Genomic DNA, 22202 nt, shown 5'->3' with positions numbered 1-22202 from the left:
GGGTGCTATCAACCTGTCCCATGCGTTGCTCGTTCATCACATCAAGGCATGGGGCGCTGCACTGGACGTTCGGGAGCACTGTTTTTTTCAATACGAACGGCTGCGGAAAGTGTCGAATCCACATGGGTTCCATGATCGTCTAGGACGACCGCCTCTCTGAAGGCCGTAAGATCAACAACCCGAAACAGCATTGAATTGTCGTCATCACACCCAGCAACATTCCATCGATGAGTACCGATCACCAGAGATTCCGACTCTGGTTGAGAGTCGCCGCCATCGCAGAAATCGAGCATGTCATTGAATGCCCTTGACGCGTCAAATTCACCCGTCTCAGGATTCACTCGGACCTGGGACATGCACTCCACATCGTTAGCAAAGTGGTAGCACATGTGGCCCACTACGGTGTTTACTGCTGGTTCAGTCATCAGGCCCTCCACATCAAAATCCGGATTCAGTGTATCGCGACAATGCTTGTTGCGCAACACCAAAATCCGGGTTTGTGTCACTATGTCGCGCGGTTGAGTTCATGCTCATTCCACACCAAAATCCGGATACCCTCAAGTTCTTTTGCCAGTGCCTGCTTGCCATTTCTTTTCGCCAGGCTGATGACTTCTGAATATCGAAACTCTTCCAATCCATAGCCTGTGGACAAAGCCAACACCTTGACGCGCAAGGCCAAGTCTTGCTGCCCAACGCCAGCGTGCGCTTTCGCCAGTTTGTCGAGCGAGCTCGCATAATCATGTGCGGATGAATGGGTGAGCACTTTGCCGTAAGCCATGCTGACCGCTCGCGAATCAAAAAGCTTCGTGATCCGCTCACCCGCCGATGCGACGCAAGCTGCGTCTTTGGCCTGAGCACAAACATCTGCCAAGGCAGCCAGCGCTTCGGCCGTGTCGGCAAGGGTATCGAATGCCTCACCACCTTTGAACGTGGCCACCTTGCCACCGCCGTTTTCATCCCACCAGTCCACACGCGACTGAGCCAGTTCACGCGCTTTTGGCAAATCGCCGGCCTTGGCATAGAGGCGTGAAGCGGCCGCGAGTTCTCGGCTGGTATCAAACAAAAACCGCCCCTCCCGATGACGCGCTGCTTCCGCTTCATGCACCTTGGCCGCCTGGACGAAATCCCCGTCTTTCTCCAACTCACCAGCGCGCATCCATGGTGGACTGCCGCAGCCGCCGAGTTGACAAAAGATCAATGCAGCCAAAATCAATCCCGCTGAGGCGCTCGTTCGCCTCCCCAAGTTCGCACGCACCGCCACACCCCTATTCCTGGAAAAGTTTGAAGGCGTCATTTGTCAGAATCGATTCTCTGGTATTCAACTCTCTGGTCTTGATGTCGATCACGTTTGCGCCAGAACATTGCGAACCGTCGATCAAATCCCAAACCACGACGCCTTTGGCATTCTTTTTACAAACCTCAGTTCGTCCATTGATGCAGGCCTCCGTCCCTATGGGATGTTTGAGGTTTTTCACGGGATAGAACCTGTAGGCGCAGCCCTCTTTCTCGTCCCCCTTCGCTGGGGAGTCGCCCACACGCTGCAAAGCGCTGTGTTTCGGTGGCACCCCAGTTTTCTGCGCGGGTTTACCAGGTTGATGCGCAACCGGAGCCACGGGCGCTGTGCGGGGCGCCTTGGGAGCCGCAGGCCGCCACTGACCGCACGCCTGCGTCAGTTGCTCATACCGAGCCGGATCATCCACCGCCAGATCGCCGCCCGCCTGCGTGGCAAGGATGGCGCATTCATTGTTCGTGGCTGCGCTGGCGATGCACATGCAGGTCAACAACGTCAGCCCAAAACAGCCTCTCACCGTTTTCTGTTTGAAAGCGCGCATCACCACTGCCCGTTCTTGCCAAGGCATTGGATGGATGCCGCCACAGCGCGTGCACCGGCCGCCGCCATCTTGTTGATGAGGCCCGCGCAGAGGCAGGCATTCTTGATCGAGCTCTGGCAGTCGATGGTGCGATTGATCCGGCCTGATGAGATCGCTTGGTAAAACGATTCGTCTGATCCACCCCATGACGCAACGTCCGTCGCACACTCGGCGCCTTGGCGCGCGACGCGGTCATGCTCCTGGGCCTGCTGCCACGAAGCGTCATACGCCGTCGATGCGTTGAAACCTTGCGCTTTCGCTGCGTTGACGGTGTCCCGAACATTGGTTTGAACAATTTGGTTTCGAATCTGCGTGATAGCGCTGTCGGTGAAAACAGGCAATTTGGACGACAGGTACTGCAAATCGACACGGCAACTGCCTTCTTTCACCGGCGCCTGGTTGGCAGCCGGCTGGGCAGGTGCAGCGGCGGCCCTGCAGGGGGGCATCTTCTGGCCGGCGCCAACGCCTCCCTTACCGTCATTCGGTGCGTCCAGCAAAGCCATCAGGTTCTTGTTGCCAACATCCGCGACCTGCTGCGCACATGACACATCGGCGGATGTCAATGCGGCGGGCCCACCGGTCTCACGCAGCTTTTCCATTTGCTGTTCGATGTCGGCACGCTCCCGCTGTGTTCGCTCGTCTCGCCGCTGCTTCTCCATGGCCTGAAGCTTGTTGTTCAGATTTGTCATGGCCCCTGCGTTACCGCCAGCGGGTGAGCGCGCCTTCGGCTGATTTGCAGTCGAAGCGGGTGAATATGGGGAACTGGATACCGGGTGATCCGCGTTTCGCGCATCCCCTGCATTCGCATACCCGGCATACATCAGCGCCAAAGACAACAAAATGCTGCTCGGCCAGACGCCACGACCTTGGTGCGCGCGGGCTGAATCGCTGCACTGCATGTTGCTGAAGGGCGCACGGTGGTGGTCGGTTTGCATGCGTCACATGCTGGCGACGATGGACATTGCCGTCATCATCCAAACGCATCATGACATTGGCGCACGGGGAGGGTATAGAGATGACACAGTCGCTGGGCGAAGACAGGTTGCACGAAATCATCGGCCTCATTTACGAGGCCGCCATCGATCCGGAACGGTGGGTTACCGTGATGGAACAGGTATCGCAAAGCCTCAATGCCGCCGCCATCACGCTGCTGATGCACGATTTCAGCACCAGCGGGGTGGCCGATGGTCCGCCTGGTGTTGTCGTCCGAACGGTGGGTTTCGAGCCAGCCTATGTCGCCAACTACATCGAACACTACGCCGGCACCAACGTCTGGGTTCGCAACGAGGAAACACTGGCCGAGGGCGTGGCGGTGACCTCGGAGATGCTGTACCCCCAGGACAAACTCGATTCGACCGAGTTCTATGGCGACTGGCTGCGACCACAACACCTCAAGCACTGCATCGGCGGCATCATCGTCCGGCACGGGCCCGTGGCCGTGAAGTTGAGCGCGCTTAGATCAGGCCGCGTCGGCTGCTACACCGAACCGGAACTGGATTTCTACCGTCGGCTGCTGCCGCATCTGAAAAGGGCATGCCAGATCAACAAGCGGCTGGAGGAAGAGCGCCACCGAGATGCCCCCGCCATCGCAGCCAGCCAATGGGCGGCCCACTCCACACACATGGGCATCCTGACCTTGTCAGACAGTGGGCAGGTTCTGGCAGCGAACCCCCGCGGCGAATCTCTGCTGCGTGGTGCATCTCCCCTGCGCTTGTGCGAGGGCAAGCTGGCAGGACAGCAAGCCCACGACACCGCACAACTGGTCAAGACCTTGCGGCATACCGTAAGCCGTGGAGAAGCGGCGCATGCCAGGTTGGGCGGAGAAGGCCCATGGGGCACTTGCTACGTCACGATGATGCCCGCACCGACCAACACCTTCTGGACTGTATCGGAGCATCGGAAGCTGGTGTTGTGCCTGATCACCGAATCGACCCTCGCGCGCCGGGTCGCCTCGGCCCGGCAACTCATGGAGCTGTTCACCTTGACGCCGGCGGAAGCCAGGCTGGCGCGCGCCATCGCCCAGGGCAACAGCGTGGAAGACCACGTGCGGGCCGAGGGCGTGCGGCCGGCCACAGCACGAACCCAGCTTCAGAGCATCTTTGCGAAAACCGGCGTCAGCAGCCAACGTGAACTGATCCTGCGCGTGCTGACCTTGCCTTCAATCCGCTGAGCTTTGCCCAAGGACTCTCCGATGCCGCGAAGCCCACTGCATCTCGGCAATGCGGCTGCATGCCGCCGGGCGCCGTCGGCCAGTTTCAGCTGTAAATGGTGCAGTGCCGGCTGATGGCCAAGCACGGGGCGGACATCCGTCTGATGCCTTGCCGCTTCACCGGTGCGCGCTGGATCACGGCGGACACGCTGGCCTACATGATGACCTCGGCCTGCGACCTGCGCCTCACCGCCGAGCGGCATCCGCAGGTGCACTTCCACCCGCGTCTGGCGCATGCGGGCTTGAGCTTGTCGGCACAGGGAGCGCGACGGGCTGGAGAAGCCTCGCTCACGTCCGCGACCCGTGCCCTGTCAAGGCGCCCGGGCGGCGGTGCAAGTCCTGCCCCCACGGTGAGGGTCAAGGCGGTCACCGGCAACTCCCTGGTGCCGCTGAAGGCATTGAAAGTGACAAGCTGACGGTACCCGCCCGCCGGATCCAGGGTCGCGCCGGCCGCGACCGGCGTGACCGGCGTGACCGTGAAGGTCTTCAAGTCTGCCTTCTGCGACACCTTGGCGTTCTTGGCGCCGTACACCAGGGCGGAGTTGCCAAAGGTGCCGTTCACCGTCCTGCCCGTCTGGGCGGCGGCGGGGGAGTCAGGACCACGGGAACCCCAGTGGGGCTGGGCGTGATGCCGACAGGATCGGGTCGTCAGGGCTGATGGCGGGAGCACCCCGCCTCCAGCAACGTTGTCAAGGTACACCGTCACGCTGTGGTTGACAGGAGGCAAGGCCTTGTACACCTGCGCCTGCGAGCGCTCCGTGGTGCGGCAGGCATTGTCGTCATACTGCCCTGAATCGGACTGCAGGGTCTCCGTGGGCACTATGATGGCGCCGCGAACCGTGTAGGTGGTCTCCATTCAGGCCAGGTCCAGGCGCAGATCTTGCGTTTTTTCCAGTGTGAAGCGGATCGCACGGAACGCGCTGAACTGGCTGGGGAGATTGCCCACAGGCGGTTGGAACTTGTCAGGGTAGTTGCTGGGGGCGTCGCTGGTGTCGTAACCAGCCCTCAGCGCCACGGACCCATCGAACGGCCCCTGTTGGGACATGCCCGCCCGGGCAGGGGGGACTCAGCCAGGCGAGGGACAGAAGCAGCGTGGCTCCTGAGCGCGAAAGTCGGCTGATTCACTCCTGTTGATGGACAGTGCCGTGACCCTCAACGGCGCCAGGCCGCGAAACATCGGGGCAAACCATCCACCCAACTGGTGGGCGAGTGACACGACACAAGCCATGAAACCGGCTTGACATACCCGCTGCCGGTGCGTGTCCAAGGAGCGGGGCCCAGGCTTGGCAGCGCCGCAACACTGCTGTTCAGGTGCTCGCCGCTGTCAAATGGCTGCGCTACATTGGGAGTTCTGGCAATTTCGAGTGTCCAAAGCACCCCATGAGCGAGCATGCCGCACAAGTCGATCTCTGGCTGGAGCCCCTGGGCAATTCGCCCTGCGGCGAGGACCTGGAATACGACAACGACTTCCTGGAGCTGAGCAAAGCCGCCGAGGGGAAACCCGAGACGCAATTCGCCGCCGCCGAGCCGCCAGATTGGCGCAGCGTGCGCAGCCTGTCGAGCGCGCTGCTCGAGCGCACGCGTGACCTGCGCATCGGCCTTTACTGGGGCCGCGCCCAATTGCACCTCGATGGCTTCACGGTGCTGCCCGAACTCCTGCGCCTGATGAGGGAATGGCTGGAGCGCCAATGGGACGACGTCCACCCCCGCCTCGACCCTGACGACGGCGACCCCTACGCCCGCATCAACGCCCTGAGCCAGTTCGAAGATGGCACGGGGGCCCTGGCCGATGTGCGGCAATCCCTGCTCATCCGCTCGCGCAACATCGGCCAGTTGTCGGTGCGTGACGTCGCCCTGGCGCTGGACCTGCTGCCGGCGCGCGAAGATGAAACCCCGATGGGTACCGGCACCATCACGCAGATGCTGGCCGACGCCATCGAGGAAACGCCCGGACTGGCGACCGCAGCCACCCGTGCGCTCGACGAACTCAGCCGCATCGCCGACCTCTTCAACGACCGCGTGGGCTACGGCCGCGCGCCCCTCTGGGACGACCTGCGCGACCTGTTGCGCGGCATCGAGCGCGTCATGCCCGAACCCGCCGTGCCGGGCAGCGCCGGCGACGACATCGACCTCGACGCCCTGCTCAGTGACCTCGGCGCAGACGCGCCTGGCGACGCACCAGACGGGGGCATCGGGACCGATGTGGCGCCCGCACCAGGCCCGGCCCGCAAGGCCCGCGGCGGCGTGGGCGACAGCATCGAGAGCCGCGCCGATGCCATCAAGGCCATCGACCTGATCTGCCAGTACCTGGAGCGCAACGAGCCCACCAACCCCGCGCAGCTATTGCTCAAGCGCGCACGCCGCATGATCGACAAGAACTTCATGGACATCATCCGCGAACTGGCACCGGATGCCATCCACGAAGTCGCCAAGATCATGGGCGTCGATCCGAACGAGTTCCACAACGATTGACGGCGCAGCCCCTCAAAAAAGGGGCTCCCCCTCGTGCAATCTGTCACGCGATCCGGCATGCTGTCGGACGTTTTTCCCAAGTCCAGACCCCGGTCCAACCCATGGAGTCTTTGAAATGAGCGGTCAAAAATTCGTCTCCCGCAACCGCGCCCCCCGGGTGCAGATCGAATACGACGTCGAGTTGTACGGCGCCGAGAAGAAGGTGCAGCTGCCCTTCGTGATGGGCGTGATGGCCGACCTGTCGGGCAAGCCAGCCGAGCCGCTGCCACCGGTGGCGGACCGCAAGTTCCTCGAAATCGACGTCGACAACTTCGACGCCCGCATGAAGTCCATGGCCCCGCGCGTGGCCTTCCAGGTACCCAACACGCTGACCGGTGAGGGCAACCTGCCGGTGGACATCACCTTCGAGAGCATGGACGACTTCTCGCCCGCAGCCGTGGCGCGCAAGGTCGAGGGCCTCAACAAACTGCTCGAAGCCCGCACCCAGCTCAGCAACCTGATCACTTACATGGACGGCAAAACCGGCGCCGAAGGCCTGATCAGCAAGGTCTTGGCCGATCCGTCGCTGCTGCAGTCGCTGACCGCCGCCGCCAAACCCACCGACGCCGAATAAGGCACACGCAGTCACAGGAGCCTATGACCATGAGCGAGCAGTCTCAACAGAGTTCGGCACTGGCCGGCGTCACCTTCGAAGGCGACGACTTCACCGCCTTGCTGCAGAAGGAATTCAAGCCAAAGACCGAAGAGGCCCGCGGCGCCGTCGAGCAGGCGGTGCAGACCCTGGCCCAGCAGGCGCTGGCCAACACGACCCTGGTGAGCGGTGAGGCCTTGAAGTCCATCGAGGCCATGATCGCGGCCATCGACGCCAAACTGACGGAGCAAGTCAACCTCATCCTCCACCACGAAGACTTCCAGAAGCTGGAATCCGCCTGGCGCGGGCTGCATTACATGGTCAACAACACCGAGACCGACGAGCAGCTCAAGGTCCGCGTGATGAACATCTCCAAGCAGGACCTCGGCAAGACCCTCAAGCGTTACAAGGGCACGGCCTGGGACCAGTCGCCGCTGTTCAAGCGCCTGTACGAGGAAGAGTACGGCCAGTTCGGCGGCGAGCCCTTCGGCTGCCTGGTGGGCGACTACTACTTCGACCACACCCCGCCGGACGTTGAGATGCTGTCGGAGCTGGCCAAGATCGCATCCGCCGCTCATGCCCCTTTCCTGGCTGCGGCCTCGCCCACGGTCATGCAAATGGAGTCTTGGCAGGAGCTGGCCAACCCGCGCGACCTGACCAAGATCTTCCAGACGCCCGAATACGCCGCTTGGCGCTCGCTGCGTGAATCGGAAGACGCGCGCTACCTCGGCCTGTGCATGCCGCGCTTCCTGGCGCGCCTGCCCTACGGCGCCAAGACCAGCCCCGTCGAGGAGTTCAACTTCGAGGAAGACACAGCAGGAGGCGACCACGGCAAGTACAGCTGGGCCAACGCGGCCTACGCCATGGCCACGAACATCAACCGATCGTTCAAGGAATTCGGCTGGTGCTCGCGCATCCGTGGCATCGAGTCAGGCGGCGCGGTGCAGAACCTGCCCACCCACACCTTCCCGTCCGACGACGGTGGTGTGGACATGAAGTGCCCTACCGAGATCGCCATCTCCGACCGCCGCGAGGCCGAGCTGTCGAAGAACGGCTTCTTGTCGATGATCCACCGCAAGAACTCGGACTTCGCGGCCTTCATCGGCGGCCAGTCGCTGCAAAAGCCTGCCGAATACGACGACCCCGATGCCACTGCGAACGCCGCCCTGGCTGCGCGGCTGCCGTACCTGTTCGCCACCTGTCGCTTCGCCCACTACCTGAAGTGCATCGTGCGCGACAAAGTGGGGTCGTTCAAGAGCCGCGAAGACATGGAGCGCTGGCTCAACAAGTGGATTGGCAACTACGTCGATGGCGACCCGCTGAACTCCTCGGAGAACACCAAGGCAGAACGCCCGCTGTCGGCCGCAGAAGTGGTGGTCGAGGAGGTCGAGGGTGCGCCGGGCTACTACTCGTCCAAGTTCTTCCTCAAGCCTCATTACCAGCTGGAAGGCTTGACCGTGTCTCTGCGTCTGGTCTCCAAGCTGCCGTCAGAGAAGTGAAACGCAGCCAAGACGCTGCACTTTTTTCCATCAAGTGAGGTAAATCATGCCGGGAAATGCATTCATCGCGTTCAGCAAAGACAAGGTCCTGAACTTCGACTCCAAGTCGCTCAAGGGCACCGCCGTCGAGGGCGAATCGACCCAGCCAGGCTACGAGTCCTGGATCGACATCACCGACTGGAGCTGGGACGTCGAGGCCGAGCACAGCGTCACCAAGGGCCAGGGCGCTGCTGTGGGCAAGCCCCAGCCCGGCGTGCTGAGTTTCTCCACCTTCTACAACACCTCCTCGCCCGTGCTGCTGGGCAACATGGTCAAGGGCGTGCACTTCAAGTCCGCCTGCCTGGTGATGTGCAAGCAGACCGGCGAGGCCAAGCCCGAGGCGTATTTCTGGATCGTCATGAAGGACGTGTTCACCACCAAGGTGGCGAACAAGGGGGCGGAAGACGGCACCGTGGGCCAGGACATCGACATCGTCTGCAAAGAGATCGAGGTGTATTACAAGAAGCAGAGCGACACCGGCATTCTGGACACCTCGCCGAAGCCTTTCGGCTGGCACATCGGTCGCAACGAAGTCACCAAGTGACGCCTCCCTGGGGTGAGGCAGCGGCTGCGCGCCGGCCCGCCCACCCCAGTCCGAGCGCCACACACACAGGCAGGGCTGTTCCATGAGCTGGAGCCAGATCTTCCTCAGCATCCAGTTCGATGGCGACGCCAAGCCCATCGAGGGCGAGGCCGAGTACCAGGGCTTTCAAGGCCAGATCGAGATCGACAACCTCAGTTGGGGGCTGTCCGCCGGCAAGAATGCGGCGGGCGGTTCGGGCACGCTCAAGCAAAAGCCCGAGTTCACAGCCGTCGAATTCAGCAAGCGTCTGGACCGCTCGTCCATGGCCTTGTTCAACCGCATCAAGGTCGACGAACAGATCCGCACCATGGTGATCTCGGTGGCCCACTCGGTGACGCGCGACGATGCCAAACCGCGGCTGGCCATGGAGGTCAAACTGGTGGGCGCACGCGTGATCTCGGTGGCCATGAGCACCACGGGTGCGGGCAAGGCCCTGTCTGTGCAAGAGAACTTTACGGTGCACTACGAGCGGATCTACATCAAGCGCTTTCCCCTCACGGAGAGCGGCAAATACGCCACCGAAGCTCAGACTTACCAGTCGCGCGCTGACGTGGACCTGAACTTGAACTGACGGGGGCACGATGGAGTACGCCGAGCTCTACCTCGACCTGTCCTCCGCGGGCATCCGCGGCAACGCGGAAGGCGCCGGCTTCGAGGGGCAGATCGACCTGAACAGTTGGTCGTGGGGCATGCAGCTCACATCGGCCAACGTGACCGCACCGAACACCCCCGTGAAAATGCAGGGCAACCTGCTGAAGTTCACCAAACACCTCGACGCCGCCAGCACCGCGATGCTCCGCAAGCTTGAAGACAGCACCAAGCTGGAAGGTGGAGCGCAGGGGGCCGACGCCACGCTGACCATGGTGCACCGGGGCGATGCCGGCCTGACCCTCACCCTGGCATTCACTGGCCTGGTGCTGCGGTCGTGCAACCTGGACGCCGACTCGGACGACAGCAGCGTGGAGGTCACCGAGGTCTGGCAGGCGCAGTATGACAAGGTGAAGTTCACCTACACCCCGCGACAAAGCAGCGAGCAACGCGTTGCCGGACGCGGCACCAGCACCGGCACCGCCCTCACTTTCGAATTGCCCGTCAAGCGCTGGGCGCCGGACGTGGGCGCCGCCGCCACGAAGGCTGCCGACAAGGGGCTCACGGAGGAGAAAATAGACAAGCTGCTCAGCCTGCTGGAAAAGCAAGGCAAGTCACTCACCTGACCCTTCCGCACACACCATGACATCGCCCACCAGCCGCATGAAGAATTACCGCGACTTGAGCGTCAACGGCGGCCTCTCGCCTGGATTCCAGTACGAGTTCTTCTGTCAAGGCTGCGACAAGACCTGGACCAGCCCGTTCAAGCCGCACCGCATGGGGCAGCTCTCAGGCTGGCTCAGCAGTTTCGTGTTCATGTTCGGCAACCTGCGCAACGCGGGTCGCGCCACCGGCACGTTCGCCAGCGCCTCGAGCCGACAGGCGGCTGGCGAGGCCCTGGCCGCGGCGCAAGAGCAAGCACGGCGCCTCTTCACCGCCTGCCAGCAATGCAAGAAGCAGTACTGCGACGACTGCCTCGATGGCCACGGAGTGTGCAAGAGCTGCCAGGCCAAGGCGGCCGACGAAGCGCGCCAAGCGAGCCGCAACGCCCCCTCTGGCGGCGATGGGCAGATGCGTTGTCCCAACTGCCAGTGCCCCAGCAGCGGCGGCCGCTTCTGCCCCGAATGCGGCTTCGACATGGCGAGCACGCACAAGGGCTGCCCCGCCTGCGGCAGCGTCATGCCCCGTGCAGCACGCTTTTGCACCGATTGCGGTCACGGTTTCTGACCCCCACCCACGCCAGGCCACCCCATGTCGGACGCACTCGCCCTCGCTGAATCCTTCTTGAAAGCCGGCCGTCCCGCGGACGCCTTGCAACACCTGACGACGGCGGTCAAAGCCAAGCCGGCCGACGCCCGCCTGCGCATCTTCATGGCGCAATTGCTGTGCGTCTTGGGCCAGTGGCAGCGGGCCCACACCCAGCTCAATGTCGCCGCGGACCTCTGCGAAGAGGCGGGACCGATGCGCGAGATGGCTGGCCACGCGCTGCGTTGCGAACTGCTGCGGGCCGACGTGTTTGCGGGCAAACGCACGCCGATGGTGTTTGGCCAGCCCGACGAGTGGCTCGCGCTGCTGATCGAGTCCCTGCTGCAGGCGGGCCGGGGCGATCAGGGCCTGGCCGACGACCTGGCGCGGCGCGCCTTCGATGCGGCCCCTGCCGTGCCAGGGCGCATCGACGGCCAGGAATTCGCCTGGATCGCCGACGCGGACTCGCGCCTCGGCCCGGTGCTGGAGGCCTTCATCAACGGCAAATACCACTGGGTGCCGTTCGCACGCCTCAGCCGCATCGCCTTCGAGCCGCCCCAGGATCTTCGCGACCTCGCCTGGCTGCCGGCCTACCTGACGTTCAGCAATGGCGGCGAGGTGGTGGCCCTGGTGCCCTCGCGCTACGCCGGCTCGGAGCTCAGTGCCGATGCCGCCTTGCAACTCGGCCGTCAGACGGCCTGGACGCCGCTGGGTGCGCCGGAGGCCGAACGCTTCAGCGGCCTGGGCCAGCGCATGCTGGTCACCGATCTGGGCGACCACGCCCTGCTGGACGTCCGCCTCATCGAATTGAACCCACCGTCCGAGTCGACCTCGCATGGCTGAGCTGACCACCCAGGAACGGCTGCAACCCTCCTTGCTGGACCGCCTCACGGACGAGGCACCCGGCACGACGAGCGAGCCGCCTCAGGCCCGCGTGCTGACCCGACAGCAGCTGCGCGCCGCGGTGCTGCGCGACCTGTCTTGGCTGTTCAACGCCAACCGCGCTGAGCCTTCGCGGCGCATGGGCCATGTCCAGCGCAGCCCCCAGGTGCTGGCCGAGCTGGCCCTCTGGCAGCAGTGCCCGATGGCGCAACGCTCGGTGCTCAACTTCGGCCTGCCTTCGCTGTCCGGGGAGTCCATAGGCAAGCTCGATCTGCGTGCCACCGCGCGCGACATCGAACAGGCCATCATCGACTTCGAACCGCGCATCGACCCCCAGACGCTGGAAGTGGACGTGCAGATCGACGGCTCCGCACGCGAGCACCACAACCAGCTCAAACTGGTCATCCGGGGTCACATGTGGAACCAGCCCGTGCCGCTGGAGTTGCTGCTGAGCGCCGCCATGGACGTCGAGACCGGCCAATCGGTCGTGCGCGACCTGCGCAGCTGATGCGCGCCCCCGCCTGACCCACGGAGCGACCCCGCATGGACCCGCGACTGCTGCGCCACTACAACCAGGAGCTGCGCTACCTCCGTGAGATGGGAGGTGAGTTCGCGCGCGAGTTCCCCAAGATCGCTGCCCGGTTGGGCATGGACGACCTCGAAGTGGCCGACCCTTACGTGGAACGCCTGCTCGAAGGGGCGGCCTTCCTGGCTGCGCGGGTGCAGTTGAAGATCGAAGCCGAGTTCCCACAGCTGTCGCAGCGTTTGCTGGACATGGTGTGCCCCAACTTGGCCGCACCCGTGCCGTCGATGCTGATCGCGCAATTGCAGCCGGCCAGCGGCCTGCAAAAGGCACTCACGCTGCCCCGTGGCACGGCGCTGGAGGGTGAGCCATCGGCCCTGAGCGCCACGCGCTGCCAGTTCCGCACCGGTCACCCGGTGACCCTCACGCCGCTGGAGGTGCGCTCGGCCGAGCACTTCATCAATGCAGCCGACCTGTCCTTGTCGTCGCTGGCCCTCAAGGAGCGGCCTCGCGGCGGCGTTCGCCTGCGCTTGGGCTTGCCCTCGGGTCAAACCTTCCAGGGCTTGGGTCTCGATGCGCTGAGCTTCTATCTGGGTGGCCCCAGCGACGTGGCCCACCAGCTCCAGGAATTGCTGCTCAGTGCATGCGTTGGTGTGTTGGTGGGCGAACCTGGCCGGGCGGGCGAGAGCCTGCGCACCCTGCTGCCGCCCGAGGCCGTGCAAGCCGAAGGCATGGCCGATGAGGAGGCCCTGCTGCCGGTCACGCAGCGCGGCCTCAGCGGCACACGGCTGATGCAGGAGTACTTCGCTTTCCCGCAGCGCTTCCTGTTCGTGCGGGTCGCAGGCCTGGCCGCCGCGCTTGCAGCCTGCCAAGGCACCGAGTGTGAGCTGGTCTTCCTCCTGTCGCGGCCTGGCACGGGGCTAGAGGGCGTGGTCGATGCGAGCCACTTCCAACTGCATTGTGTGCCGGCGGTGAACCTGTTCCAGCGGCGCGCGGACCGGATCGCGCTCAGCGACAGCAGCTTCGAGTTCCACGTGGTGCCCGACCGCTCCGCCCCCACAGACCACGAGGTGCACAGCATCGACTCGGTGGAGGGCATCACACAGTCGAACGACAGCGTGGTGTTTCACCCCTTGTTCGCGCTGCCCCACGCTGCGCCAGCGGGCCACCAGGCGTACTGGTCTGCGGTGCGGCAGCCGCGCCTGCTGTCCGACAAAGTGCGCCGGGAAGGCGCGCGTTCTGGCTACGTGGGCTCCGAGGTCTTCCTGTCGCTGGTCGACGCCCGTGAAGCCCCGTACCCGGAAGATCTGCGCCAACTGTCGCTGCAAGTCACCTGCACCAATCGGGACCTGCCGGTGTTCATGCCCGTGGGGCAGGGTCTGTCCATGGTCTCTTCGGCGCCGGTCGCACAGGCCCACATCGTGGCCGGGCCCTCGCGCCCCTTGAGCACCCTGCGAGACGGGGCGGCCACCTGGCAGCTCATCAACCTGCTGTCGCTCAACCACCTCGCCCTCACCGACACCGATCCACAGCAAGGCGCCCAGGCCTTGCGCGAGCTGATGACCGTGTTCGCCCAGGCCAGCGACGCCGCCAGCCGCCGCCAGATCGAAGGCCTGCGCCAGGTTCGGGTGCAACCGGTGGTGCGTCGCCACCCGCTGCCGGGCCCGATCGCCTTCGGCCGCGGGCTGGACGTGCAGCTGACGATGGACGACCTCTCCTTCGAGGGCGGCAGCGCCTACCTGTTTTGCGCGGTGCTGCACCGCCACCTGGCGTTGCACGCGAGCATGAACACCTTCGTGCAAACGACGATGGTGTCCATGGCCCGCGGCGAGGTCGCGCGCTGGGCCCCCTTGCCGGGCACGAGGGCCGTGCTGTGACGCCGATCGTGCCGCCAACGCCCATGACCCCGGAACGCCTGTGGGCGCGGCTGGCCGCCCAACCCCACGCGTTCGACCTGTTCATGGCGCTGCGCCGCATCGAAGGTGCGCACCCCGCCCTGCCCCGGCTGGGCACTGCGCTCAAGCCCCGCGACGAGCCGGTGCGTTTCGCACAAGACCCCACCCTCAGCTTCCCGCCCGCGCCCATCGCCGAGGTCACTCCGCCCGGGACAGGGCCGGCGCGGCTGGTGCAGCGGGTCGTGGGCCTGCTGGGGGCGAATGGTGCCTTGCCGACCCACCTGACCGAGTACGTTCGCGAACGCGCGCTGCACCACGGCGATCCGACCCTGCAGCGCTTCATGGACATGCTGCTGCATCGGTTTGGCCTGCTGCTCTACCGTGCCTGGACACGCAGCCAGCCGGCGGCGATGCTGGACCGCGCAGACGACGCTGCGATCGAGCGCTGGCTGGGCTCGCTGATCGGCCTCGGCCTGCCCGCCTCGCGTCAACGCGACGCCCTGCACGACCATGCCCGCCTGTTCTTCGCCGGGCGGCTGGCACGCCAGGTGCGGGATGCCGACGGCCTGCAAGCCTGGATTTCGCTCCAGTTCGGCGTGCCGGTGCAGGTTCGGCAGTGCCAGGGCCACTGGATGCCGCTGCACCCTGACGACCGCTCGCGCCTGAGCCGCTATGGCCAGCCGGCGCTCGGGCGCGGGGCAGTGCTGGGCCGCCAGGTGTGGGATGTGCAACACAAGTTCCGCATCGTCCTGGGACCGCTCGACCTGGCCGACTACCAGCGCTTCCTGCCCGGCGGCCCAGCCCTGCAGGTGCTGCGCGATCTGGTTCGTCAGTACGTGGGCCTGGAGTTCGAGTGGGACCTGCAACTCATCCTGCGCCGTGACAGCGTGCCCAGCTGGTCTCTGGGTCGACGTGCGGGCGTCGCCGGTCACCTCGGCCGTGCCAGCTGGCTGGCCAGTCGCCAGCGCGAACGCGATGCCGACCAGCTCGTCGTCCATGTCGAGCGCCTGCCGGCGCCGCGCCCACCGTCTCCCCCATCCAACCATCGTTGACCTCAGCGCCACAAGGAAGATGTCATGAGTGAAATCAGTCGCGTTGCCCTGTTCGGCAAACTCAACCCCCTGGGCTACAAGGCGATCGAAGGGGCCACCGTGTTCTGCAAGCTGCGCGGCAACCCCTACGTGGAAGTGGTGCACTGGCTCACGCAACTGCTGCAGAACAACGAATCCGATGTAGACGCCATCGTGCGCCATTACGGCCTGGACGCGGCCGTGCTGGCCAAGGACGTGACCGCGGCACTGGACCGCCTCCCCCGCGGCTCCACCGCCATCTCCGATTTCTCCGAGCAGATCGAAGCGGCCATCGAGCGCGGCTGGGTCTACGGCACGCTGAAGTTCGGCGACAGCCAAGTGCGCAGCGGCTATCTGATGCTGGGCATGCTGCGCACCAACACGCTGCGCAACGCGCTGTTGGCCATCTCGCGCCAGTTCGAGAAGGTCAAGGCCGACGACCTGGCGGAGAACTTTGACAAGGTTTGCGGCGCCTCCGCCGAAGCCAAGATGGGTGCCCAAGACGGCAGCGGTTTGTCGGCGTCACAGCCGGGCAGCGAGACGGGCGCGATGGCCCCCGCGGCCATGGGCAAGCAGGAGGCGCTCAAGAAGTTCACGGTCGACCTGACCGAGAAGGCCCGCAAGGGCGAGATGGACCCGGTCACGGGCCGTGACGAGGAGATCCGCCAGATCGTCGACATCCTGATGCGCCGCCGCCAGAACAATCCCATCCTCACAGGCGAGGCGGGCGTCGGCAAGACCGCGGTCGTAGAAGGCTTTGCGCAGCGCCTCGCGCGTGGTGACGTGCCACCGCAGCTCAAGGAGGTGTCGCTGCTGAGCCTGGACATCGGCTTGCTGCAGGCAGGTGCCAGCATGAAGGGCGAGTTCGAGCAGCGCCTGCGCCAGGTGATCGACGAGGTGCAGGCTTCGCCCAAACCTATCATCCTGTTCATCGACGAGGTGCACACCCTGGTGGGTGCGGGTGGTGCCGCAGGCACGGGCGATGCGGCCAACCTGCTCAAGCCGGCGCTGGCGCGCGGCAACCTGCGCACCATCGGCGCTACCACCTGGGCCGAGTACAAGAAGTACATCGAGAAGGACCCGGCGCTGACCCGCCGCTTCCAGGTCGTGCAGGTGCCCGAGCCCGACGAGGCCAAAGCCATCCTGATGCTGCGCGGCGTGGCCACGGTGCTGGAGAAGCACCACCGCGTGCAACTGCTCGACGAGGCGATCGAGGCGGCGGTGAAACTGTCGCACCGCTACATCCCGGCGCGCCAGTTGCCTGACAAGGCCGTCAGCCTGCTCGACACGGCCTGCGCCCGCGTGGCGGTGAGCCAGCACGCCATCCCCGCGGAGGTGGAGGACGCCACCCGCCGCATCGAGGCGCTCACGATCGAGCTGGAGATCATCGCGCGGGAAGCCACGGTGGGCGTGGACGTGGGCAGCCGCGCCACCGACGCGCAGGCCAAGCTCGACGCCGAGACCGCCCGCCTGGCGGGCCTGCAAGCGCGCTGGCAGGACGAAAAAGCGCTGGTGGACAAGGTGCTGGCCCTGCGCGCGCAGCTGCGAGGCACCAACCAGCCGGTCGATGGCCAGGCCTCCGAAGCCGCCGTGCTGGACGACGCCCAGCGTGCGGCGGTGCTGGCCGAGCTCAAGGCCGAGCAAGACAAGTTGTCCGAGCTGCAAGGCGATGCACCGCTGATCATGCCGTCGGTGGACGCACACGCCGTCGGCGCCGTGGTGGCCGACTGGACCGGCATCCCCGTGGGCCGCATGGTCAAGAACGAGCTGGAAACCGTGCTGCGCCTGGGCGAAACCCTGGGCCAGCGCGTCATTGGCCAACAGCACGGGCTGGACATGATCGCCCGCCGCATCCAGACCTCGCGTGCGCGCCTGGACAACCCCAACAAGCCCATCGGCGTGTTCATGCTGTGCGGCACCTCGGGCGTGGGCAAGACCGAGACCGCGCTGGCCCTGGCCGAAGCGCTGTATGGCGGTGAGCAGAACGTCATCACCATCAACATGAGCGAGTTCCAGGAAGCGCACACCGTGTCCACGCTCAAGGGCGCGCCTCCGGGCTATGTGGGCTATGGCGAAGGCGGCATCCTGACCGAAGCCGTGCGCCGCCGCCCCTACAGCATCGTGCTGCTCGACGAAGTGGAAAAGGCCCACTCCGACGTGCACGAGATGTTCTTCCAGGTCTTCGACAAGGGCTCGATGGAAGACGGCGAGGGCCGCTTCATCGACTTCAAGAACACCATCATCCTGCTGACCTCCAACGTGGGTTCGGACCTGCTCATGAACATGTGCAAGGACCCGGAGCTGCTGCCCGACCCCGAGTCGCTGGCCACCGCGTTGCAAGAACCGCTGATGAAGGTCTTCCCGCCCGCGCTGCTGGGCCGCATCGTCACCATCCCCTACTACCCGCTGTCGCAGGAGATGATGGGCAAGATCGTGCGCCTGCAGCTCAACCGCATCAAAAAGCGTGTCGAAGAGAACCACCGCATCCCGTTTGTCTACACGGACGAGGCCGTGGCCCTCATCGTCAAGCGCTGCGACAACCCGGAGGCGGGTGGCCGCATCATCGACGCCATCCTGACCAACACGGTGCTGCCCAAGGTGTCGCTGGAGTACCTCAGCCGCATGGCGCAGGGCCAGGCCCTGGCCGGCGTGACCCTCGACGCCGCCGAGGGCGATTTCACCTACCGCTTCGACTGAGCCCCCATGTCACACCCACCCACCGAGTTTGACCTCAAGCACCAAATCTTCCTGTTGAGCGACGACGCGCTCATGCTCGATGAGGTGCGGCGCCTGTGGTCGATGGTCGTGGTCTCACCGAGCCTTCCGGACGACCGTGAACAGTGGTGGGTGCTCGAAACACAGGACGATGTGCGCCTGCTGCCCGGCCTCAGCCTGCCCACCCGCGCCCACCTCGCCGTGCTCGGCAGCTGGGTGCAGGAGGCGGGCACAGGCTGGCAACTGGAGCGGCCGGGCCTGCCGTGGAGCGTGGAGACACACCGCTTCACGTGGGCTGCACGCCGCCGGGAGTTCATCAAGGTCAGTCACGAGGCTTGGCAGGAGGTGCAGGCCGAGGGCACCGTCAGCGGCCCGCATGACCTGGCAACACTGATCGCGGCCGTGCCTTGAGGCCCGGAGCTGACCGCGCCAACCACGGGACACCCTGACCATGGCCCTGCTCGCCACCCTGACCTGCAGCGTTCGCGACACCGGCAAACTTCGGCTGCTGTCGATGAAGGCATTCGAAGGCCTGTCGCGCCCGTTCGAGTTCCAGCTCAACCTGGTCTCCGACAAGCCAGACATCGACCTGGTGGCCTTCCTGGGCAAGAGCCTGACGGTCACTCTGGAGCTGCCGGGCAAGGGCAAGCGCCATTTCAACGGACTGGTGGCGCGCTTCGTGCAAACCGGTGAGCACCGCCGGCAGGCCTTCCATTACCAGGCCATCCTGCGCCCCTGGCTGTGGTTCATGTCGAACACACAAGACAGCCAAATCTTCCAGAACAAGACGGTGGTACAGATCATCGAGGATGTGGTCGCCGGCCACCACAACGCCAACAACCTCAGCAAAAAGCTCAGCGCACGCTACGCCACGCGCGACTACTGCGTGCAGTACCGCGAAAGCGACCTGGCCTTTGTCTCGCGCCTGATGGAAGACGCGGGCATCTACTACCACTTCAAGCACAGCGCCAACGGGCACGAGCTGGTGCTGTGCGACAGCGCCTCAGCCCATGCGCCTTTTGGCGGCTACGAGTCCATCGCCTTCAGCCAGCTGGCCGATGACGACCTGCAGGAGCGGCTGCGCACCTGGCGCACGGGTGTGCAAGTGCTGCCCAACAAGGTCACCCTGGCCGACCGCGCGCTGCTGCAGCCGTCGCGCCACCTGCGCAAGACGCACACGGTCGCGCGCAGCCACGCTCTGTCCGGTGCAGAGGTTTTCGACCACCCCGGCGGCTTCACGGAAGACAGCGACGGCGCCCTCGCCGCCCAAGTTCGCGCCGAGGTGGAGCAGGCGCGGTTCAAGGTGGCGTCAGGCACCTCGGACGCCCGCGGCTTGTGCTGCGGCCACACCTTCAACGCCACCGCGCTGCCCAATGGCAACGAGAACGGCGAGTACCTCGTCACGGCCACCACCATCGTCATCGAAGAGGGTCTCGACCTCGGTGACGGCCAAAGCAACCCGCCGCATTTCGCCGTCGAGTTCGAGGCCGTGCCCTCGTCCACCCCCTACCGCGCGCCCCTGCTCACGCCCAAGCCCATGGTGCACGGCCCGCAGACGGCCCTCGTGGTCGGCCCCAGCGGGGATCACGTCCACACCGACGAGCACGGCCGCGTCAAGGTCCAGTTTCACTGGGATCGCCTCGGCGCCAGCAACGAAAAGAGTTCTTGCTGGGTGCGGGTGTCGCAGCCCTGGGCCGGCAAGGGCTTCGGCATGGTCAACATTCCGCGCGTGGGCGACGAGGTCGTCGTCAGCTTCCTGGAGGCCGATCCCGACCAGCCGCTCATCACGGGCCGTGTTCACAACACGGGCTTCCCGCCGCCGTACGCGCTGCCCGAGCACGCCGACGTCACTGGCATCCTCACCCGCTCCATGGGCGAAGGCGATCCAGCCAAGGCCAACGAACTGCGCTTCTGCGACAAGGCGGGCAGCGAGTACATCTGGCTGCAAGCCCAGAAGGATTTCCACCGTGAAGTGGAGGGCAACGACCACGACACCGTCAAGGGCGACCAAAGCACCTCGCTGAAGGGCAAGCGCCAGGACAGCGTCGAGGGCACGCTGGAGCAAACGGTGGGTGGCGCGGTCAAGCTGAACCACAAGGCCGACCACCACCTCAAGGTGGGCGGTGACCTGATCGCCGAATCGACCGGGGTGATCAACCTGCAAAGCGGGAGCGACATCGCCATCAAGGCCAGCACCGCGGGCGGGGTCGACATCGGCACCGGTCTGGACGTCAAGGCCGGCGCCGATCTGAAAGCCCAGGGCGGCATGAACGTCCACATCAAGGGCGGCATGAATGTCACGATCGAGGCCGGCGTGACCTTGACCCTGAAAGCGGGTGCCGCGTCCATCGTGATCGGGCCGGCCACCATCGCCATCGACGCGCCCATGGTCAACATCAACGGGGGTGGCAGCGGCGGCGCGGCTTCGGCCGCCAGTCCCCCTGCGCCCGCGCGGCCCCAGGAGGCGACCTTGCCCGAGGCCGACAGCGATCCGATGACCGCCGCCTGAGCTGCCAACACGCGCCATGTCTTCGTTTTCCGACCCTTTGCACCACCAACTCTGGGCGACGCCCGAGGTGCGCGTCTACGCCTTCCTCCAGGGCCACGCACTGCCCGGTGTGGCACAACAGCTCGAACAGGCAGAACGAGAAGGCGGGCTGCGGGCCTGGGACTGCCTGCTGCGCGGCGCTTTGCCAGCCGAGGCACGTGCCCAGGCGCCCTGGATCGCCGAGCTGCAAGCGGGCAGCGCCTTCACGCAACAGGTGCTGCGGCAGTGGCCAGCCACCTTCCCGGCCTGGGGGCTGCTCGGCCTGAGCCACGAACCCATGCTGAGTGTGCGCGAGCGCGCTCGCAGGCTGATGCGCGTGGGCCTGCCGCAAGGGGACGCCGCGGGCTGGCGCTGGCTGGACCCGGCGCTCTGGGGTGCCTTGCTGCCGCGGCTGCAGCCGCACCAGCTGGACGTGGCCTTCGCAGGCATGCGGGCCTGGGTGCTGTTGACGCAGGAAGGCGTCCTGTGGCTGAGCCTGCGCGATGGGGTGCTCGCCCAAGATCTCCGCCCCCTGCCCCCCCTGGCCGGATGAAGGTGAAGCCACAATGCTGACCCTGACCCCTGAGCAACACCAATGGCTTCTGGCGCTTGAGCGAGAACGCCTGAGCGCGACGCTCGAGACCGCGTTGAAGCGGCACTGGCCCGCCTTGGCGCAGCGGCTGGGCGACCGCGAACGTACGTTCATCGAGGCCGCCCTCCAGCGCGCCGACGCACTCGGGCTGGGCGTGCACCGCCATGCCGCACGCTGGGTGAACCTGTGGTGCGTGTGGGGCGCCGGCTTCGACGAGAAGCCGGGCTTCGAGTGGGCGCAGGCCATCGTGCAGGATGGGCGACGCAGCGCGGCGGTCAAGGTTCAGCAACTCTTCCTTGCCACGCGCGATCGGCTGACGGCACCTGGCGCAGCCGTCTCCGTGGCCGATTTCGAGGCTGCGGACGCGGACATGGTCGCGGCCTGCGCTCTGCCCAACAGCCTCAGCTTCATCGACCAACCCGCCGATGGGGCCGAGCCCCGCGTGGCCTGCGACCTCAGCGCGCTGGACGTGGGCATCGCCGAGCAGCCCTGGCGTCAGGAATACCGCCTGGCCCTCTCGGGCGACACGCCCCTGATGCAACGCGCCGCCTTGCCTGTGGTGTCCCAGCGCTTCCGCACCGACACACCCACGCCTCCGGACCGCCCCGCCGCTGTGCGGCAGCTCGCCGCGCTCGCCCTGCCCCGCAACACGGCAGCAGCAGCCTTCCTGCTACTGCGCTGCAGTCAGGACGATGTCTGCCAGCCGGCGCTGCACCCGCGTGTCGACATCCGGGCGCCATTGGGCGGCACGGTGCTGCACGGTGCCCAGGCGCGGCTGTTGAAATGGCCGCTGCACTGCGCCGACGAGCCCGAGGTCGCGGCCGAGCCCGCCGTGGCGGTGCCAGGCGCGGCCCCTGGGGC

Annotated in this window: 23 protein-coding genes; 17 read left to right on the top strand and 6 right to left on the bottom strand. The window is 65.5% G+C overall.

Annotated elements, in window-relative coordinates:
• Positions 1-41: 41 nt before the first annotated feature.
• The 4 genes from WAQ08_RS00680 to WAQ08_RS00665 are packed head-to-tail and all read right to left on the bottom strand — an operon-like array spanning position 42 to position 2806.
• Positions 42-482: a hypothetical protein gene (locus WAQ08_RS00680; protein ID WP_422188720.1), complete on the bottom strand. Its 441-nt coding sequence runs from the start codon at positions 480-482 to the stop codon at positions 42-44.
• A gap of 23 nt (positions 483-505) precedes the next feature.
• Entirely contained in the window at positions 506-1207 is a 702-nt protein-coding gene (locus WAQ08_RS00675) for a hypothetical protein (protein WP_422188719.1), read from the bottom strand.
• A gap of 58 nt (positions 1208-1265) precedes the next feature.
• Positions 1266-1832 carry a hypothetical protein gene (locus WAQ08_RS00670; protein ID WP_422188718.1) on the bottom strand — a complete coding sequence of 189 codons (567 nt, stop codon included), beginning with the start codon at positions 1830-1832 and terminating at the stop codon, positions 1266-1268.
• Complete coding sequence (locus WAQ08_RS00665) at positions 1832-2806, bottom strand: hypothetical protein (RefSeq protein ID WP_422188717.1); 975 nt, start codon at positions 2804-2806, stop codon at positions 1832-1834. The genes WAQ08_RS00670 and WAQ08_RS00665 overlap by 1 nt, the downstream gene beginning before the upstream one ends.
• A gap of 80 nt (positions 2807-2886) precedes the next feature.
• Here WAQ08_RS00665 and WAQ08_RS00660 point away from each other — a divergent pair, with 80 nt between their 5' ends.
• Positions 2887-4041 (top strand): helix-turn-helix transcriptional regulator, encoded by a 1155-nt coding sequence (locus tag WAQ08_RS00660; protein ID WP_422188716.1) that lies wholly within the window; start codon positions 2887-2889, stop codon positions 4039-4041.
• A 193-nt stretch (positions 4042-4234) separates the two neighbouring features.
• On the opposite strand, the gene WAQ08_RS00655 is transcribed toward WAQ08_RS00660, so the two are convergent.
• Together WAQ08_RS00655 and WAQ08_RS00650 are read right to left on the bottom strand one after the other, a co-directional pair.
• On the bottom strand, positions 4235-4936 hold the full coding sequence (locus tag WAQ08_RS00655; RefSeq protein WP_422188715.1) for a hypothetical protein: 702 nt from the start codon (positions 4934-4936) through the stop codon (positions 4235-4237).
• Entirely contained in the window at positions 4937-5125 is a 189-nt protein-coding gene (locus WAQ08_RS00650; RefSeq protein WP_422188714.1) for a hypothetical protein, read from the bottom strand.
• Between the two features lie 335 nt (positions 5126-5460).
• Here WAQ08_RS00650 and tssA point away from each other — a divergent pair, with 335 nt between their 5' ends.
• From tssA to WAQ08_RS00570, 16 genes are all read left to right on the top strand, one after another.
• Positions 5461-6552, top strand: coding sequence for a type VI secretion system protein TssA (tssA, locus tag WAQ08_RS00645; RefSeq protein ID WP_422188713.1), 1092 nt, complete (start codon positions 5461-5463; stop codon positions 6550-6552).
• A 115-nt stretch (positions 6553-6667) separates the two neighbouring features.
• Entirely contained in the window at positions 6668-7165 is a 498-nt protein-coding gene (gene tssB, locus WAQ08_RS00640; protein WP_422188712.1) for a type VI secretion system contractile sheath small subunit, read from the top strand.
• A 29-nt stretch (positions 7166-7194) separates the two neighbouring features.
• Positions 7195-8682 (top strand): type VI secretion system contractile sheath large subunit, encoded by a 1488-nt coding sequence (gene tssC, locus WAQ08_RS00635; RefSeq protein WP_422188711.1) that lies wholly within the window; start codon positions 7195-7197, stop codon positions 8680-8682.
• Between the two features lie 46 nt (positions 8683-8728).
• Positions 8729-9265: a type VI secretion system tube protein Hcp gene (locus tag WAQ08_RS00630; RefSeq protein WP_422188710.1), complete on the top strand. Its 537-nt coding sequence runs from the start codon at positions 8729-8731 to the stop codon at positions 9263-9265.
• An 82-nt stretch (positions 9266-9347) separates the two neighbouring features.
• Entirely contained in the window at positions 9348-9875 is a 528-nt protein-coding gene (locus tag WAQ08_RS00625; RefSeq protein ID WP_422188709.1) for a type VI secretion system tube protein Hcp, read from the top strand.
• Between the two features lie 10 nt (positions 9876-9885).
• Positions 9886-10518, top strand: coding sequence for a type VI secretion system tube protein Hcp (locus tag WAQ08_RS00620; RefSeq protein WP_422188708.1), 633 nt, complete (start codon positions 9886-9888; stop codon positions 10516-10518).
• A 16-nt stretch (positions 10519-10534) separates the two neighbouring features.
• Complete coding sequence (locus WAQ08_RS00615; RefSeq protein ID WP_422188707.1) at positions 10535-11119, top strand: double zinc ribbon domain-containing protein; 585 nt, start codon at positions 10535-10537, stop codon at positions 11117-11119.
• 24 nt (positions 11120-11143) lie between these two features.
• Positions 11144-11980, top strand: a complete 837-nt coding sequence (locus WAQ08_RS00610) for a type VI secretion system accessory protein TagJ (RefSeq protein WP_422188706.1) — start codon at positions 11144-11146, stop codon at positions 11978-11980.
• Positions 11973-12527 (top strand): type VI secretion system baseplate subunit TssE, encoded by a 555-nt coding sequence (gene tssE / locus WAQ08_RS00605; RefSeq protein WP_422188705.1) that lies wholly within the window; start codon positions 11973-11975, stop codon positions 12525-12527. Before WAQ08_RS00610 ends, tssE begins: the two co-directional genes overlap by 8 nt.
• Positions 12528-12562: 35 nt before the next feature.
• On the top strand, positions 12563-14419 hold the full coding sequence (gene tssF, locus WAQ08_RS00600) for a type VI secretion system baseplate subunit TssF (protein WP_422188704.1): 1857 nt from the start codon (positions 12563-12565) through the stop codon (positions 14417-14419).
• A gap of 23 nt (positions 14420-14442) precedes the next feature.
• Entirely contained in the window at positions 14443-15489 is a 1047-nt protein-coding gene (gene tssG / locus WAQ08_RS00595; protein WP_422188703.1) for a type VI secretion system baseplate subunit TssG, read from the top strand.
• 24 nt (positions 15490-15513) lie between these two features.
• Positions 15514-18204 carry a type VI secretion system ATPase TssH gene (tssH, locus tag WAQ08_RS00590; protein ID WP_422188702.1) on the top strand — a complete coding sequence of 897 codons (2691 nt, stop codon included), beginning with the start codon at positions 15514-15516 and terminating at the stop codon, positions 18202-18204.
• 6 nt (positions 18205-18210) lie between these two features.
• Positions 18211-18633, top strand: coding sequence for a hypothetical protein (locus WAQ08_RS00585; RefSeq protein ID WP_422188701.1), 423 nt, complete (start codon positions 18211-18213; stop codon positions 18631-18633).
• A 40-nt stretch (positions 18634-18673) separates the two neighbouring features.
• Positions 18674-20731 (top strand): type VI secretion system Vgr family protein, encoded by a 2058-nt coding sequence (locus WAQ08_RS00580; protein WP_422188700.1) that lies wholly within the window; start codon positions 18674-18676, stop codon positions 20729-20731.
• 16 nt (positions 20732-20747) lie between these two features.
• Positions 20748-21302 (top strand): DUF4123 domain-containing protein, encoded by a 555-nt coding sequence (locus WAQ08_RS00575; RefSeq protein ID WP_422188699.1) that lies wholly within the window; start codon positions 20748-20750, stop codon positions 21300-21302.
• A gap of 13 nt (positions 21303-21315) precedes the next feature.
• Positions 21316-22202, top strand: an 887-nt coding sequence (locus WAQ08_RS00570) for a hypothetical protein (RefSeq protein WP_422188698.1), incomplete at its 3' end; no start/stop codon positions are given.

The organism is Aquabacterium sp. (assembly GCF_049274795.1).
Classification (GTDB): domain Bacteria; phylum Pseudomonadota; class Gammaproteobacteria; order Burkholderiales; family Burkholderiaceae_C; genus Aquabacterium.
Note: the sequence above shows the minus strand (reverse complement) of the source record. Positions and strands in the feature narration are given on the sequence as shown.

Bases quoted from the DNA above. Each gene is read 5' to 3' on its own strand.
- WAQ08_RS00660 (WP_422188716.1), top strand. From the start codon at position 2,887: ATGACACAGTCGCTGGGCGAAGACAGGTTGCACGAAATCATCGGCCTC.
- tssG (WP_422188703.1), top strand. From the start codon at position 14,443: ATGACCCCGGAACGCCTGTGGGCGCGGCTGGCCGCCCAACCCCACGCG.
- WAQ08_RS00575 (WP_422188699.1), top strand. From the start codon at position 20,748: ATGTCTTCGTTTTCCGACCCTTTGCACCACCAACTCTGGGCGACGCCC.
- tssF (WP_422188704.1), top strand. From the start codon at position 12,563: ATGGACCCGCGACTGCTGCGCCACTACAACCAGGAGCTGCGCTACCTC.
- tssC (WP_422188711.1), top strand. From the start codon at position 7,195: ATGAGCGAGCAGTCTCAACAGAGTTCGGCACTGGCCGGCGTCACCTTC.
- WAQ08_RS00620 (WP_422188708.1), top strand. From the start codon at position 9,886: ATGGAGTACGCCGAGCTCTACCTCGACCTGTCCTCCGCGGGCATCCGC.
- WAQ08_RS00670 (WP_422188718.1), bottom strand. From the start codon at position 1,832: ATGCGCGCTTTCAAACAGAAAACGGTGAGAGGCTGTTTTGGGCTGACG.
- tssH (WP_422188702.1), top strand. From the start codon at position 15,514: ATGAGTGAAATCAGTCGCGTTGCCCTGTTCGGCAAACTCAACCCCCTG.
- tssA (WP_422188713.1), top strand. From the start codon at position 5,461: ATGAGCGAGCATGCCGCACAAGTCGATCTCTGGCTGGAGCCCCTGGGC.
- WAQ08_RS00615 (WP_422188707.1), top strand. From the start codon at position 10,535: ATGACATCGCCCACCAGCCGCATGAAGAATTACCGCGACTTGAGCGTC.
- WAQ08_RS00585 (WP_422188701.1), top strand. From the start codon at position 18,211: ATGTCACACCCACCCACCGAGTTTGACCTCAAGCACCAAATCTTCCTG.
- WAQ08_RS00610 (WP_422188706.1), top strand. From the start codon at position 11,144: ATGTCGGACGCACTCGCCCTCGCTGAATCCTTCTTGAAAGCCGGCCGT.
- WAQ08_RS00625 (WP_422188709.1), top strand. From the start codon at position 9,348: ATGAGCTGGAGCCAGATCTTCCTCAGCATCCAGTTCGATGGCGACGCC.
- WAQ08_RS00655 (WP_422188715.1), bottom strand. From the start codon at position 4,936: ATGGAGACCACCTACACGGTTCGCGGCGCCATCATAGTGCCCACGGAG.
- WAQ08_RS00650 (WP_422188714.1), bottom strand. From the start codon at position 5,125: ATGTCCCAACAGGGGCCGTTCGATGGGTCCGTGGCGCTGAGGGCTGGT.
- WAQ08_RS00665 (WP_422188717.1), bottom strand. From the start codon at position 2,806: ATGCAAACCGACCACCACCGTGCGCCCTTCAGCAACATGCAGTGCAGC.
- tssB (WP_422188712.1), top strand. From the start codon at position 6,668: ATGAGCGGTCAAAAATTCGTCTCCCGCAACCGCGCCCCCCGGGTGCAG.
- WAQ08_RS00630 (WP_422188710.1), top strand. From the start codon at position 8,729: ATGCCGGGAAATGCATTCATCGCGTTCAGCAAAGACAAGGTCCTGAAC.
- WAQ08_RS00580 (WP_422188700.1), top strand. From the start codon at position 18,674: ATGGCCCTGCTCGCCACCCTGACCTGCAGCGTTCGCGACACCGGCAAA.
- tssE (WP_422188705.1), top strand. From the start codon at position 11,973: ATGGCTGAGCTGACCACCCAGGAACGGCTGCAACCCTCCTTGCTGGAC.